The organism is Pseudomonas sp. B21-053, assembly GCF_026016365.1.
GTDB classification, from domain to species: Bacteria; Pseudomonadota; Gammaproteobacteria; order Pseudomonadales; family Pseudomonadaceae; genus Aquipseudomonas; species Aquipseudomonas nunensis.
Window position 1 is genome coordinate 1,084,553 of the sequence record NZ_CP087205.1, and the last position, 13,369, is coordinate 1,097,921.

Annotated in this window: 14 protein-coding genes; 9 read left to right on the forward strand and 5 right to left on the reverse strand. The window is 60.0% G+C overall.

Annotation, left to right across the window (positions count from 1 at the left end; genetic code table 11):
• Window positions 1-7 precede the first annotated feature (7 nt).
• Together folM and LOY68_RS04895 are read right to left on the reverse strand one after the other, a co-directional pair.
• Window positions 8-718, reverse strand: coding sequence for a dihydromonapterin reductase (folM, locus tag LOY68_RS04890; RefSeq protein WP_265043278.1), 711 nt, complete (start codon window positions 716-718; stop codon window positions 8-10).
• Window positions 719-877: 159 nt separating this feature from the next.
• Window positions 878-1,447, reverse strand: coding sequence for an antibiotic biosynthesis monooxygenase (locus LOY68_RS04895; RefSeq protein WP_163908464.1), 570 nt, complete (start codon window positions 1,445-1,447; stop codon window positions 878-880).
• 234 nt (window positions 1,448-1,681) lie between these two features.
• On the opposite strand from LOY68_RS04895, the gene LOY68_RS04900 reads away from it, so the two are divergent.
• Window positions 1,682-2,641, forward strand: coding sequence for a MerR family transcriptional regulator (locus LOY68_RS04900; RefSeq protein WP_163908466.1), 960 nt, complete (start codon window positions 1,682-1,684; stop codon window positions 2,639-2,641).
• Between the two features lie 3 nt (window positions 2,642-2,644).
• On the opposite strand, the gene LOY68_RS04905 is transcribed toward LOY68_RS04900, so the two are convergent.
• Both LOY68_RS04905 and LOY68_RS04910 read right to left on the reverse strand, forming a co-directional pair.
• Window positions 2,645-3,250, reverse strand: coding sequence for a hypothetical protein (locus LOY68_RS04905; RefSeq protein WP_054616118.1), 606 nt, complete (start codon window positions 3,248-3,250; stop codon window positions 2,645-2,647).
• A 54-nt stretch (window positions 3,251-3,304) separates the two neighbouring features.
• Entirely contained in the window at window positions 3,305-3,781 is a 477-nt protein-coding gene (locus LOY68_RS04910; protein WP_163908468.1) for a PAS domain-containing protein, read from the reverse strand.
• 151 nt (window positions 3,782-3,932) lie between these two features.
• Between LOY68_RS04910 and LOY68_RS04915 the strand changes: the two genes are divergently transcribed.
• Entirely contained in the window at window positions 3,933-4,388 is a 456-nt protein-coding gene (locus LOY68_RS04915; RefSeq protein WP_163908469.1) for a flavodoxin, read from the forward strand.
• Here LOY68_RS04915 and LOY68_RS04920 read toward each other — a convergent pair.
• On the reverse strand, window positions 4,369-5,265 hold the full coding sequence (locus tag LOY68_RS04920; protein WP_163908471.1) for a LysR family transcriptional regulator: 897 nt from the start codon (window positions 5,263-5,265) through the stop codon (window positions 4,369-4,371). The genes LOY68_RS04915 and LOY68_RS04920 overlap by 20 nt on opposite strands.
• 96 nt (window positions 5,266-5,361) lie before the next feature.
• On the opposite strand from LOY68_RS04920, the gene LOY68_RS04925 reads away from it, so the two are divergent.
• The 7 genes from LOY68_RS04925 to LOY68_RS04955 all read left to right on the forward strand — a co-directional run bounded on the left by LOY68_RS04925 (window position 5,362) and on the right by LOY68_RS04955 (window position 13,224).
• A complete protein-coding gene (locus LOY68_RS04925) occupies window positions 5,362-5,748 on the forward strand; it encodes a CidA/LrgA family protein (RefSeq protein ID WP_265043285.1) in 387 nt (128 codons plus the stop codon).
• Window positions 5,738-6,424 carry an LrgB family protein gene (locus tag LOY68_RS04930; protein ID WP_054049829.1) on the forward strand — a complete coding sequence of 229 codons (687 nt, stop codon included), beginning with the start codon at window positions 5,738-5,740 and terminating at the stop codon, window positions 6,422-6,424. Before LOY68_RS04925 ends, LOY68_RS04930 begins: the two co-directional genes overlap by 11 nt.
• 134 nt (window positions 6,425-6,558) lie before the next feature.
• Window positions 6,559-7,341 (forward strand): class II aldolase/adducin family protein, encoded by a 783-nt coding sequence (locus LOY68_RS04935; protein WP_054049827.1) that lies wholly within the window; start codon window positions 6,559-6,561, stop codon window positions 7,339-7,341.
• On the forward strand, window positions 7,341-8,243 hold the full coding sequence (locus tag LOY68_RS04940) for an alpha/beta fold hydrolase (RefSeq protein ID WP_163908477.1): 903 nt from the start codon (window positions 7,341-7,343) through the stop codon (window positions 8,241-8,243). Before LOY68_RS04935 ends, LOY68_RS04940 begins: the two co-directional genes overlap by 1 nt.
• Window positions 8,244-8,444: 201 nt before the next feature.
• Window positions 8,445-9,356 (forward strand): SDR family oxidoreductase, encoded by a 912-nt coding sequence (locus LOY68_RS04945; protein ID WP_054049821.1) that lies wholly within the window; start codon window positions 8,445-8,447, stop codon window positions 9,354-9,356.
• Between the two features lie 683 nt (window positions 9,357-10,039).
• Window positions 10,040-11,833 carry a DUF1302 domain-containing protein gene (locus LOY68_RS04950; RefSeq protein WP_265043289.1) on the forward strand — a complete coding sequence of 598 codons (1,794 nt, stop codon included), beginning with the start codon at window positions 10,040-10,042 and terminating at the stop codon, window positions 11,831-11,833.
• A gap of 23 nt (window positions 11,834-11,856) precedes the next feature.
• Complete coding sequence (locus LOY68_RS04955) at window positions 11,857-13,224, forward strand: DUF1329 domain-containing protein (protein WP_163908480.1); 1,368 nt, start codon at window positions 11,857-11,859, stop codon at window positions 13,222-13,224.
• Window positions 13,225-13,369: the final 145 nt, after the last annotated feature.

Here is a 13,369-nt window from a genome sequence, read left to right on the forward strand (position 1 = left end):
GGGCGGCTTATTTGACGTGCCGTCCGCCGTTGACGGTCAGGGTCGTGCCGGTGACATAAGGGTTGTCGAGCAGATACCGCAGGCTCTGATAGATCACTTCGCTGCCGGGCTCGATGCCCAGCGCGGACTTGGCCAAAGCCTTGGCGCGGTACGCCGCGTTGTCGTCGGGATTGAACAATAGCAGGGCTGGCGCGATGCCGTTGACCTTGATCGTTGGTGCATATTTCGCGGCGAAGGACAGGGTCAGGCTGTCGAGTCCGGCTTTGCTGGCGCAGTAGCCGATGTGCTGGCTGCTGCCCTTGCGGGTCACGTCGTCGCTGATGTGCACGATGTCTGCGGGGCTAGAGCGTTCGAGCAAGTCGGCGCAATGCAGGTTGATCAGGTAGGGCGCGAGCATGTGCACACTGAACATTCGGGTAAAAGCCTGGGCGTCGCTGTCCGGCGTTTCGGCCAGCCATTCGGAGGCGTTGTGGATAATCGCCCGCAGGCTGTCGGTGTGGGTCTTGAGTTCGCTGATGAACGCGAGGATGCCGGCTTCGCTGGAGAAGTCCCCGAACACCGCCGTCGCGCCCAGATCGCGCAACGCTTGCACCCCGGGGCGTTCGCTGCGGTAGCTGAAGATCACCCGATGGCCGTCTTCGAGCAAACGCTGTGCGCAATGCAGGCCGACACGCTGGCCGGCACCGGTAATGAGGATTGGGGCTGCGGAAGAGGTCATGAACGGCTCGCGTCGCGGTTAGAGCAAAACTATACCAGCGACGAAGCGTGAGGTGGCTTTTGTAGGAGCGAGGCTTGCCCGCGAAGGCGTTGTGTCAGACAACCGTGATGTCGACTGTGTCGCGGCCTTCGCGGGCAAGCCTCGCTCCTACAGGGGGGATCAGTGATTCTGGGTGGTGGGCGCCGCAGGCAACGGCCGCGCCGGCGTGCTGTGCAGCCAGTTGGCCAGCAAACGGGTCGACAAGGGAATAAACAAATAGACCATCAATGGCGTCAGGCACAACGTGCTGATGAGCACGCGCGGCAGCAGGCTCATTTCGCCCAGCAACGGCCCAAGGACAAAATTGAACAACAGCGAAACCGGGAAGAATGCCAGCCAGATCGCCACGGCCTGTTTCCAGCGGGGCGGGCGTTGACCAACTGCGCCGAACCAGCCTTCGATGCCGCTGACCCGATGTTCCGTCGGATGCGCGAACAAGTCGCTGCCACGGCCCAACCAGGCAGTGCGCGAGACGGAATGTTCCCAGGCGTGCAGGGTTTGCTCGTCGGCAAAGCGGAAGATAATCTGGAATTCGTCATCATCGGGTGGCGGAGCGAGCACGCCTGAACCAAGATAACCAGGGAAGTCGGTGGCCAATTGTTCGCCTTCACGCAACCAGGCGATCAGGTCCTGATAACGACCATCGGCAACGCGACGCGCCACCATCAGCGTGACGGGTGAGGTAGACATTGTGTATCTCCGTAAGGCAGTTGCGTCGCTCCGGGTAGGAGTTTCGCCAGACACAGCGCCGGGGTGATGGGCTGCGTCCTGAGACAAGCAAGGATTATTCCCGAATATGAAAATTAAACCAGTGGCGTTTGTCGACTCATCAATTTCTTGTGTGTTATCCATCAATGGCTTGAATGAGTGAGAAAAATAAGCGCTAGTATAGGATCCAATTTGACCACGGATGATCTCCCCCAAATGCCGGCCCTGACTGACTTTGGCCCTGGCTTGCTGCCAGCGGCTTCCCTTGAACGGGAAGAACTTTTCCCGATTCGAGAAGTGGCTCGCTTGACCGGTATCAACCCGGTGACCCTGCGCGCCTGGGAGCGTCGTTATGGCCTGATTCAGCCGACGCGCACCGAAAGTGGGCATCGGCTGTACTCGATGGTCGATATCGAGACGGTTCGCAGCATTCTGGGCTGGATCGATCGTGGTGTGGCGGTCAGCAAGGTTGGCAAGATACTGGCCAAGACCGAACCGCTCAAAGTGCTCTCGCACATCTTTCCCGATGAACTGGTGCTTGCCGACTACCACCAATGGCGGCAACAGGTCGAGGCAGCGGTCAGTGCGTTTGACGACGTGCAGCTGGAGCGGGTCTACGGGCAGATTTTTTCCAGTTACTCACTGCCGGTGGTGTTCCAGGACATTCTGATGCCGCTCTGGAAGCAACTGTTGCAGCGTCAGGAAGCGTTCGGCCAGACCAGCGAATGGTTGTTCTTCGATGCGTTCCTGCGATCACGAGTGGCGCAACGACTGTTGCTGATTCGAGACACGTCACCGCGCCGGGTAGTTGTCAGCGCGCTGGCTGGTGAGTGTCATGAACTGGAATTGCTGGTGGCGGCGCTGTTTTTGAGCGGGGCGGATTCGGGTGTGCGTGTGCTGACGATCGGCCAGCCATTCGATGAGCTGACCCTGGTCTGCGAAAGAATCAAACCCCAGGCGCTGGTGCTGTTTTCCAATCATGTGCCTGCCCCTGAATTGCCGAGACGCTTGAATCGCCTGGCCATGAGCCTGGATTGCCAACTGATGCTCGCCGGTGATGCGTCCGACCTGGCACAGGAGCACCTGGCCGGGTCGTCGATCGGCTGTCTGGGTAACGAAGGTTTGTTGATGCGCCAGCGTCTGAAGCAATTCCTGGCGGGTAGCCTGGATACTTGAGGCTCAGACGTGCAGGGCAGGATGGGTCAGGCGATGTTGCTGCAGGATGAACTGACGCAAGCGTTCGGTTTCGTCCTTGTCGCTTTGACTTAACTGATAGGCGAAGAAGCCTTGCTCGGTTTCCCGTTCGAACGTCCCGCGCAACGCGATCCGCTCATAGCCTGACGGGCTGAACCACAAGGCGAAATGCTTCGGCGGTTTGGTCTTGTTGCGAACTTCCAGCAAAACTCCTTTGAACGACACTTCGTGGACCCACATCGTGCCGGGCTGGCCTTTGGCATTCTCCAGCGCGACCGGCTCCTCAAGTGTCAGGCGCCATGGCCGGACCATCGGCCCGTCTTCAAAAATACTCGGCACGCCCAAGCGCAAATGCAGCGCGTGGAACTCGTCCTCCACCAGATGCAGCGGGAAGGTCATTTGCTGGTTTTCGAAGTTGGCCTGGATGGTGACCTGTTCGTGGGCGGCGAGACGCGTGAGCAGATCGCGGATTTGCGAACCACCGTTGACGAGCAGGCTCGACGTTGCATCCCGCACATTAAGCTGCGGGTTGTGCTGCATGGTCTGGATGAAATCCAGCTCATCCTGGGTCAAGAGTGCGTCGCGTTGCATGGCTTGCTCGTAAATAAAAGTTACAAAGTCATCGGTGATTGTAGTTAATGACAATTAATTCGCAGATTTGTTTGCGCCGCTCGTCGTTTTGAGTGCGATCAACTCGGCCTGCAATTCAGCCACCTGCGCTTCCAGCTGCGCAACTCGCTGCTGTGCCTTGACTTGAACGGTCACATCTTTTTGTACACCGACAAAATATGTTTGTCCGTCACTTTCGTTTTTAACCGTCGAAAGGGACAGCTCGTTCCAGAACGGAGTGCCATCTTTGCGGTAATTGCGCAGCACCTCCCGACACGAACCGCCGCTGGCCAGTACCTGGCGAATCTTCGCCAGCCCCTCTTGATCGCGGTCGCCCGCTTGCAGGAAGCGGCAGTCCTGGTAGAGGATTTCTTCGCTGGTGTAACCGGTCATGCGTTCGAAGGCCGGGTTGACGTAAATCAGGATGTTGTCTTGCTCGCCTTCCTTCTCGGCAACCACGATGCCGTCGTTGGAAGCGTTGATCACCATTTGCAGCAGTTGGGCGTTGATCATCCGAGAATCCTTTCCAAGTTGATAAGGGCTGCATTCTAGAAGAACAATACGGGCTGTCTACTGGCCATCAACTCTAATAGAGAGGCAATCGCAGGTTTTTTGCCGGTGCTGTTAATATCGCCCGTCTTTATACAGCTTCAGGATCAGATTGATGAAAGTCGCCATCCTTTCCGGCTCGGTGTACGGCACGGCTGAAGAAGTCGCCCGGCATGCTGCGAATATTTTAAAAGAAGCCGGTTTCGACACCTGGCACAACCCTCGCGCCAGCCTGGCTGACGTTCAGGCGTTTGGCCCGGAAGCCTTTCTGGCCGTGACCTCGACCACAGGCATGGGCGAACTGCCGGACAACCTGCAACCGTTGTACTCGATGATTCGTGACCAACTGCCCGCCGCCTGGCGTGGTTTGCCCGGCGCGGTGATCGGTTTGGGCGATGCGAGCTATGGCGACACGTTCTGCGGCGGTGGTGAGCAGATGCGCGAATTGTTCGGCGAACTGGGCCTGCGCGAAGTGCTGCCGATGCTGCGCCTGGATGCCAGCGAAAGCGTCACCCCGGAAACCGACGCCGAGCCTTGGCTGGCGGAACTGGTCAGCGCTCTGCGGGGCTGACCGGACGCTCGCGCAGCAGTGCGAGCCAGGCCTGGGCGGCTTTTGACAGGTACGCGCCCTGGCGCCAGATAAAGGCAATGTCCCAGCGCAGATACGCCGGTGCGTTCAAGGTCAGACGCACCACGCCTGGCCGCACCAACCCGCGCGCGACCACACTTGGCAACAGCACCACGCCTTGCCCGGCGGCGACCAGCGCCGCGAGAAAATCCGCCTGGCCGCTACGCCCGCCTTCCTTGGGCGTAAACCCCATCTGCTGACAAGCCTGGAGCAAGCGGTCATTCAGCACGAAGCTGCGCTGATACAGCAGAAACGGCGTGTCGGCCAATTCCTCCAGGCCAATCACTGTCTTCGCTGCTAACGGGTGATCGGCTGGTAGCAGAGCGTCCAGCGGTTCATCGCAGAACGGTTGGAATGCGAATTGCGGATCCTTCGGCAACAGGCTGCCACCCAGTTCCAGTTCGCCACTCAACACGGCTTGCTCGATGTTCAGGCTGCCGCCTTCGAGCAACTGAATACTGATGTTCGGGTAGCGCCGCCGGTATTCGGCGAACAGCCCGGCGAACAATGCGTCGCTGCCCAACAGCGGCAAACCCAGGCGCAGTTCTCCTCGGGCCAGTTGGCTCAAATCGTCCAGTTCACTGAGCAACTCATTGCGTAGACGCAGCATGCCTTCGGCCCGTTGCAAGACCACGCTGCCCGCGGCGGTCAGGCGCAATTGTGAGCCGAGGCGTTCGAGCAGCGGGGTGCCGAGGCTTTGCTCCAGTTGTGCGACTTGCTTGCTCACCGCCGATTGGCTGATGTGCAAGGTCTTGGCGGCCTGGGTGAAACCACCCTGGTGCATCACTTCGACGAAGCTGCGTAGCTGTTTGAATTCCATCGGCCGGATTCCATTTTGGAATGAGGCTGAGTCTAACAATTCGTTTCGGGGATAACAGCCCGCTCCGTAAAATGAGCGCCTGTGAGGATCGAAACCATGAACGCATCAACCTTGAAATACCTGGCCCGACTGATTGCCGAGCTGGCCGTGCTGCTGGCGATCTACCTGCTCGGCTGCCAATTGGCTGCCTGGTTTGCCTGGCCGATTCCAGGTGGAGTGATCGGCATGGTGTTGTTGCTGCTGGCGTTCGCGTTCGGTTGGGTGAAACCCGCCGCATTGCAGACGGGCGCCGGGTTGTTGATGGCCGAGATGCTGTTGTTCTTTATTCCTGCGTTGATGAGCCTGCTCGATTACGGCGGTCTACTGCGCGATGACGGCTGGCGGATTCTGCTGGTGATCGGCGTCAGCACCTTGATGGTGATGTTGGTGACGGCGTTTACCGTGGAGCTGGTCGTGCGTTTGAGGAGGCCGCATGAAGCTTGAGCTGATGCCGATGTTCTGGCTGGCCTTCACGTTGCTCGCCTATTTATTCAGTCGTTGGACCTACCGGCGAACCGGCCGCTATTTATTGTCGCCGCTGATTCTGGTCCCGGTGTTGCTGCTGGCGCTCGCTGTGCCGCTGCACACCGCCTATGCCGAATATTCGAGCAACACCCATTGGCTGATGCTGGTGCTGGGCCCGGTCACAGTGGCGTTCGCCGTGCCGATCTGGCAGCAGCGGCAGATGTTGGCGCGGCACTGGTCGGCGCTGTTGCTCGGGATGCTGGCGGGCAGCGCGGCGTCCATCGGCAGTTCGTTCGGGCTGGCCAAGGCGTTGGCGCTGGACAGCTCGGTGACGATGTCGCTGGTGCCACGTTCGATCACCACGCCCTTCGCCATGCCGCTGGCCCACGACCTCGGCGGCGTGCCGGAATTGACCGCGGTATTTGTGATGTTCACCGGGGTGTTCGGCGCAATGCTCGGCGGCATCCTGCTCAAGTGGCTGCCGCTACGCAGCGCCTTGGCACGCGGGGCCTTGTTCGGTGTCGGTGCGCACGGTGCCGGGGTCAGCCGGGCGCATGAAGTGGGCGGTGAAGAAGGCTCGGTGGCGGGGCTGGTCATGGTTCTGACAGGGTTGCTGAATCTGTTCGCGGCACCCTTGTTGGCGTCGATCCTTTGACATGGATCCAAGCTCATTGCGCAGCTGACTCGCTCGGCCATCAAGCTGGCTGCGAATGCAACTACACGAATTCCGGGGGCTGACTAGACTGCTGACACGTGAGCAAAAATAATAAAAACCAGGAGGTTCCTGCCGTGAGTGTCGCCCCCGTCCAATCCCCCCACAGTGTCAAAGATCAGGTGAGTGCCGCCGAGTGGCAGACCCGCGTCGATCTGGCGGCCTGTTATCGTCTGGTCGCGCTGCATGGCTGGGATGATCTGATCTTTACCCATATTTCCGCCAAGGTGCCGGGCACCGAAGACTTCCTGATCAACCCGTTCGGGCTGATGTTTCACGAAATCACCGCGTCGAGCCTGGTCAAGGTCGATCAGGCCGGCAACAAGCTGATGGACAGTCCCTACGAAATCAATCCGGCGGGCTACACCATCCACAGCGCCGTGCATGAAGTGCGTCACGACGTGGTCTGCGTGCTGCACACCCACACCGCTGCAGGCGTGGCGGTGTCGGCGCAGAAACAGGGGATCCTGCCGATCAGCCAGCAGTCGTTGTTCGTCCTGTCCAGCCTGGCTTATCACGCTTACGAAGGCGTTGCGCTGAACCACGAAGAGAAGGCGCGCCTGCAAGCCGACCTCGGTGAAAACAATTTCCTGATGCTGCACAACCACGGTCTGCTGACCTGTGGCGGCACCATCGCCGACACCTTTCTGATGATGTTCACCTTCCAACGCGCCTGCGATATCCAGGTGCTCGCACAAAACGGTGGTGCCGAACTGATCGCCATCGAGCCGCAGATTCTGGCGGGCGCCAAGGCGATGATTGCCGGCGTCACCAAAAGTGCTCAAGGGATGGGTGGCGCGCTGGCCTGGCCGGCGCTGCTGCGCAAGCTCGATAAACAAGACCCGGGTTATAAACTCTAATGCCTCTCGCCGAGATCCCGCTGTGTGTCTGGCGCAAACGCGGCCAGACGTTTGTATTCCGTGGCCAGGCCATTCGCTACTGGACGGCCGGGCAGGGTGAGCCGCTGTTGCTGATTCACGGCTTTCCGACCGCCAGTTGGGACTGGCATTACCTGTGGCAGCCGCTCCTGCAGCGCTATCGGGTGATTGCCTGCGACATGCTCGGCTTCGGCGACTCTGCCAAACCGGTGAACCATGAGTACAGTCTGCTGGAGCAAGCCGATTTGCAACAGGCCTTGCTCGCGCACCTGAACATCGAGCAGCCGGTGCACCTGCTGGCTCACGATTACGGCGACAGCGTCGCCCAGGAACTGCTGGCCCGGCATCACGAAGCGCGGGTGGACATCGCCAGTTGCGTGTTCCTCAATGGCGGTCTGTTCCCTGAAACCCATCGGCCGCTGCTGACGCAAAAACTCTTGCTCAGTCCATTGGGCTGGATGATCGGCCGCGCCTTCACGCGTGACGCACTGGTGAAAAACTTCCGGCAGATCTTCGGTCCCCAGACCCGGCCCACCGAAAGTGAAATGGATGATTTCTGGAGCCTGGTAGACAGCAATCACGGGCCCCGGATCATGCATAAATTGATCGGCTACATACCGGAGCGACGAGTCCAGCGTGATCGCTGGGTCAGCGCCATGCAACGCGGCGAAGTGCCTTTGCGGGTGATTGATGGCGAGGTCGATCCGATTTCCGGCGCGCACATGGTCGAGCGTTATCGCGAGCTGATCCCCAATCCTGACACCGTGCTGCTGCCCGGTATTGGTCACTACCCACAGACCGAAGCGCCAGTGCAGGTGCTCAAGCATTACCTGGAGTTTCGGGATCGGCAGGTTTCAACGCCGCTCAAGCGGGCGTGTTCCTGAAAAGATCGCAGCCTTCGGCAGCTCCTACAGATGATCCGGTTCCCCTGTAGGAGCTGCCGAAGGCTGCGATCTTTTTCTTACTCCACCTCATCATCCCCCAGCCTTATCGCACACCATTCAGCCTCCTCGTCTTGATTGTGACCCGCCGCCCCGTGCTTGACACTCGAGGTCATCGTCCTTTTGGCCTGCTGGAGTTCCCCCATGAATGAGTCTGTGCGCTTCGAAGATAAAGTCGTGATCATCACTGGCGCCGGCGGCGGCCTGGGGCGGGCTCATGCGCTGCTGTTCGCCAAGCAGGGCGCCAAAGTGTTGGTCAACGATCTCGGCGGCACGGCTCAGGGTGAAGGCGCCAACGCCTCGGCAGCAGACCGCGTGGTCGCCGAAATTCGCGAGGCGGGCGGTATTGCCGAAGCCAACCACGACTCCGTCACCGACGGCGACAAACTGGTGCAAAACGCCCTCGACGTGTTTGGCCGCGTGGATGTCGTGGTCAACAACGCCGGCATCCTGCGCGACAAGACCTTCCACAAAATGGACGACGCCGACTGGGACCTGGTTTACCGCGTCCACGTCGAAGGCGCCTACAAAGTTACCCGCGCCGCCTGGCCGCATATGCGCGAGCAAAACTATGGCCGCGTGATCTTCACCGCCTCGACCTCGGGCATCTACGGCAACTTCGGTCAGTCCAACTACGGCATGGCCAAACTCGGCCTCTACGGCCTGACCCGCACCCTGGCCATCGAAGGTCGCAAGAACAACATACTGGTCAACGCCATCGCCCCCACCGGCGGCACCCGGATGACCGAAGGCCTGATCCCGCCGCAAGTCTTCGAACAACTCAAACCCGAACTGGTCAGCCCGTTGGTGGTGTACCTGGCCAGCGAAAACTGCCAGGAAACCTCCGGGCTGTTTGAAGTCGGCGGCGGCTGGATGGGCAAAGTGCGTTGGGAACGCAGCCTCGGCGCCGGGTTTGATCCGCGGGTGGGATTCTCGCCGGAAGACGTGGCGGCGCATTGGCAGCAGATCTGTGATTTTGAAGGAGCCGCGCATCCGAAGGACAACATTGAAGCGCTGAAGGAAATGATGGGGAATTTGCAGAAGTATTCGCTCTGATTGTGCGCCCTTCGGTGGGGCTGCCTGAGCCCCGCCATTACTCCCTCGCTCAAAAACCATCGCCCATAAAAAAGGCCGCTGCAACCGCAGCGGCCAAAGTAAGACGATTGATCAAGGAGCAATAAATCAACGTCAGTGAACACGATAGCGATGACCTGAAAAACCGCTTCAACTCACCTGAAATCTTTCGCCGATGGCATGGATCGATCACCACGCCACGGCTTCGTGCTCCCCGGTGGTTTCCCGTGAAAGCGCGGCAAGAATAAGGGTTCGAGCCCAAAGGAAAAATAGCGATTCGAGACATGCACTGTTACGGGGCGTGTAACAGTCCCGGATTACCAGGGATCACCCGGTTTTGTAGCAGCTGGCGAAGCCTGCGTTCGGCAGCGAAGCGGTCGTAAAACCTGTGCACGTGGTCATCCTGATGTAGCGCATCATCTGGATTCGCGACTGCTTCGCAGCCGAACGCAGGCTTCGCCAGCTGCTACATAAACAAGCGTCAGCCTGGCGTCATGCGTTCAACTGATAACCCCCCATCCAGCCCATCCATACCCCGTGCAAAACCCCGTTCCGTACGGGCATTCATCCTTTAGAGGTACAGCGCGAATACCTCCTTGGTGCGCTTATCGCTCCCCATTGACGGCAGTAGGGTGGGGCCTTCTGTCACTCACCGGGGAAGACGCATGACAAAAACAACAATGCGCGCCATCTTCACGCCGCAGGCGCTTGCCGCTGCGGTGGCTTTGGGTTGCTGCGCACAAGCCCATGCCGTTGCATTCAATGTCGGGGAAATCGAGGGGACGTTCGATTCTTCGCTGTCCGTCGGGGCGAGCTGGGGCATGCGTGATGCGGACAAGTCGTTGGTCGGCACGGTCAACGGCGGTACAGGGCAGTCATCGACCGGTGATGACGGGCGGCTGAACTTCAAGAAGGGCGAAACCTTCTCCAAGATCGTCAAGGGCATCCACGACCTTGAGCTGAAATACGGCGACACGGGTGTGTTTGTTCGCGGCAAATATTGGTACGACTTCGAACTGAAGGACGAGGACCGCGAGTTCAAACAGATCAGCGACAGCGGCCGCAAGGAAGGCGCCAAGTCGTCCGGGGCACAGATCCTCGACGCCTTTATCTATCACAACTATTCCATCGCCGATTTGCCGGGCACCGTGCGTGCCGGCAAGCAGGTGGTGAGCTGGGGCGAAAGTACCTTCATTGGCAACTCGATCAACAGCATCAACCCGATCGACGTGTCCGCGTTCCGGCGTCCCGGCGCAGAGATCAAGGAAGGCTTGATCCCGGTGAACATGCTGTTCGGTTCCCAGGGTTTGACCGATCAACTGACCGTTGAAGGTTTCTACCAATTGGAATGGGACCAGACCGTTCTCGACAACTGCGGCACCTACTTCGGTGTCGATGTGGCGGCGGACGGTTGCAACAACAATTACACCGTCGGCAGCCCGGCGATTGCACCGTTGGCACCGCTGGCAGCAGCCTTTGGCCAGCCGATCCAGGTCACCCGCGAAGGCGTGGTCGTGCCGCGTGGCGGCGACCGCGATGCGCGCGATTCGGGGCAGTGGGGTACGGCGTTGCGCTGGCTCGGTGACGATACCGAGTACGGCCTGTATTTCATGAACTACCACAGCCGCACTCCGACGGTCGGCACCGTCACCGCCGGCGCGTCGACCCTGGCCAGCCTGCCGGGCATGGTCAGCATTGCCAACCGACTGGCACCGGGCAGCGGTGCGGGCCTGGCTCAAAGCGTGATGCTGGGTCGCGGCCAGTACTACCTCGAATACCCGGAAGACATTCGCCTGTACGGCGCGAGCTTCTCTACCACCTTGCCTACCGGCACCGCGTGGACCGGAGAGATCAGCTATCGGCCGAATGCGCCGGTGCAGGTCAACACCAACGACCTGACCCTGGCCATGATCAACCCGATCGCTGGCGGCGCGGCATCGCCGATTGCCTCCGGGCCGGGGTCCGACAACAAAGGTTATCGCCGCAAGGAAGTGACCCAGCTCCAGAGCACCTTGACGCACTTCTTCGATCAGGTGCTGGGCGCCCAGCGCTTGACCCTGGTCGGTGAAGCGGCGGTGGTACGGGTTGGTGGCCTCGAGTCGCGGAACAAGCTGCGTTACGGCCGTGACTCGGTCTACGGCCAGTACGGTTTCGGTGGCGACACCGATGGCTTCGTCACCTCGACCTCCTGGGGCTACCGCGCCCGGGCGATCCTCGACTACGCCAACGTGATCGGCGGCATCAACCTCAAGCCCAACCTGTCCTGGTCCCATGACGTCAGCGGCTACGGCCCCAACGGCTTGTTCAACGAAGGCGCCAAGGCGATCAGCGTCGGCGTCGATGCCGACTACCGCAACACCTACACCGCGAGCCTGAGTTACACCGACTTTTTTGGCGGGGACTACAACACCCTGACTGACCGCGACTTCCTGGCGCTGAGCTTCGGCGTGAACTTCTGATCTGGCTGAGAAGGATGATTTTAATGCGCAAGATGATTCTGCAATGCGGCGCCCTGGCTTTGAGCCTGTTGGCGGCCAACGTGATGGCGGCGGTGTCGCCGGAAGAAGCGAACAAGCTCGGCACCAGCCTCACGCCACTGGGTGCGGAGAAGGCTGGCAACGCCGACGGCTCGATTCCGGCCTGGACTGGCGGCATTCCGAAAAACGCCGGCGCGGTGGACAGCAAAGGCTTCCTCGCCGACCCGTTCGCCAGTGAAAAACCGCTGTTCGTGATCACGGCGGCTACGGTCGACAAGTACAAGGACAAACTCTCGGAAGGCCAGGTGGCGATGTTCAAGCGCTACCCGGAAACCTACAAGATCCCGGTCTACCCGACCCACCGCACCGTGGCCGTGCCGCCGGAAATCTACGAGTCGGCCAAGCGCAGTGCGTTGAACGTGAACAGCATCAACGACGGTAATGGCCTCGCCAATTTCACTGGCAACCGCTACTACGCGTTCCCGATTCCGAAGAATGGCGTCGAGGTGCTGTGGAACCACATCACCCGTTATCACGGCGGCAACCTCAGGCGCATCATCACCCAGGTGACCCCGCAGACCAACGGCAGCTACACGCCGATCCGCTTCGAAGAAGAGATCGCCGTGCCGCAACTGATGAAGGACCTGGATCCGGAAAAAGCCGCCAACGTGCTGACCTTCTTCAAACAGTCGGTCACCGCTCCGGCGCGTCTGGCCGGTAACGTGTTGCTGGTGCACGAAACGCTCGACCAGGTGAAGGAACCGCGCCTGGCGTGGATCTACAACGCCGGCCAGCGCCGAGTGCGTCGGGCACCGCAAGTCGCGTATGACGGGCCGGGTACCGCCGCCGATGGCCTGCGCACTTCCGACAACTTCGACATGTTCTCCGGCGCCCCGGATCGCTACGACTGGAAACTGATCGGCAAGAAAGAAATGTACATCCCGTACAACAGCTACAAACTTGATTCGCCGAGCCTCAAGTACGACGACATCATCAAGGCCGGGCACATCAACCAGGACCTGACCCGCTATGAACTGCACCGGGTCTGGGAAGTGGTCGGCACGGTCAAGCCGAGCGAGCGGCATATCTACGCCAAACGCCACATGTACATCGACGAAGACAGCTGGCAAGTGGCGCTGGTGGACCACTATGACGGTCGTGGCCAACTGTGGCGCGTCGCCGAAGGTCACGCCCAGTACTACTACGATCACCAGGCCCAGGCCTACACCCTCGAAGCGCTCTACGACATCATCGCCGGTCGCTACATCGCCCTGGGCATGAAGAACGAAGAGAAGCACAGCTTCGAATTCGGCTTCGAAGCCAAGGCGGCGGACTACACGCCATCGGCCTTGCGTGCGGAGGGTGTTCGCTAAGAAAACACCACACCCCCTGTAGGAGCGAAGCTTGCTCGCGAAAGCGGCCGTACAGTCAACAATGATGTTGGCTGACACGACGCCTGCGCGAGCAAGCTTCGCTCCTACAAGTCAGGGCGCGTGACCAGTGGGTCGCGCTTTTTTA

Bases quoted from the DNA above. Each gene is read 5' to 3' on its own strand.
- LOY68_RS04895 (WP_163908464.1), bottom strand. From the start codon at position 1,447: ATGTCTACCTCACCCGTCACGCTGATGGTGGCGCGTCGCGTTGCCGAT.
- LOY68_RS04900 (WP_163908466.1), top strand. From the start codon at position 1,682: ATGCCGGCCCTGACTGACTTTGGCCCTGGCTTGCTGCCAGCGGCTTCC.
- LOY68_RS04950 (WP_265043289.1), top strand. From the start codon at position 10,040: ATGACAAAAACAACAATGCGCGCCATCTTCACGCCGCAGGCGCTTGCC.
- LOY68_RS04925 (WP_265043285.1), top strand. From the start codon at position 5,362: ATGAACGCATCAACCTTGAAATACCTGGCCCGACTGATTGCCGAGCTG.
- LOY68_RS04905 (WP_054616118.1), bottom strand. From the start codon at position 3,250: ATGCAACGCGACGCACTCTTGACCCAGGATGAGCTGGATTTCATCCAG.
- LOY68_RS04930 (WP_054049829.1), top strand. From the start codon at position 5,738: ATGAAGCTTGAGCTGATGCCGATGTTCTGGCTGGCCTTCACGTTGCTC.
- LOY68_RS04915 (WP_163908469.1), top strand. From the start codon at position 3,933: ATGAAAGTCGCCATCCTTTCCGGCTCGGTGTACGGCACGGCTGAAGAA.
- LOY68_RS04910 (WP_163908468.1), bottom strand. From the start codon at position 3,781: ATGATCAACGCCCAACTGCTGCAAATGGTGATCAACGCTTCCAACGAC.
- LOY68_RS04955 (WP_163908480.1), top strand. From the start codon at position 11,857: ATGCGCAAGATGATTCTGCAATGCGGCGCCCTGGCTTTGAGCCTGTTG.
- folM (WP_265043278.1), bottom strand. From the start codon at position 718: ATGACCTCTTCCGCAGCCCCAATCCTCATTACCGGTGCCGGCCAGCGT.
- LOY68_RS04945 (WP_054049821.1), top strand. From the start codon at position 8,445: ATGAATGAGTCTGTGCGCTTCGAAGATAAAGTCGTGATCATCACTGGC.
- LOY68_RS04940 (WP_163908477.1), top strand. From the start codon at position 7,341: ATGCCTCTCGCCGAGATCCCGCTGTGTGTCTGGCGCAAACGCGGCCAG.
- LOY68_RS04920 (WP_163908471.1), bottom strand. From the start codon at position 5,265: ATGGAATTCAAACAGCTACGCAGCTTCGTCGAAGTGATGCACCAGGGT.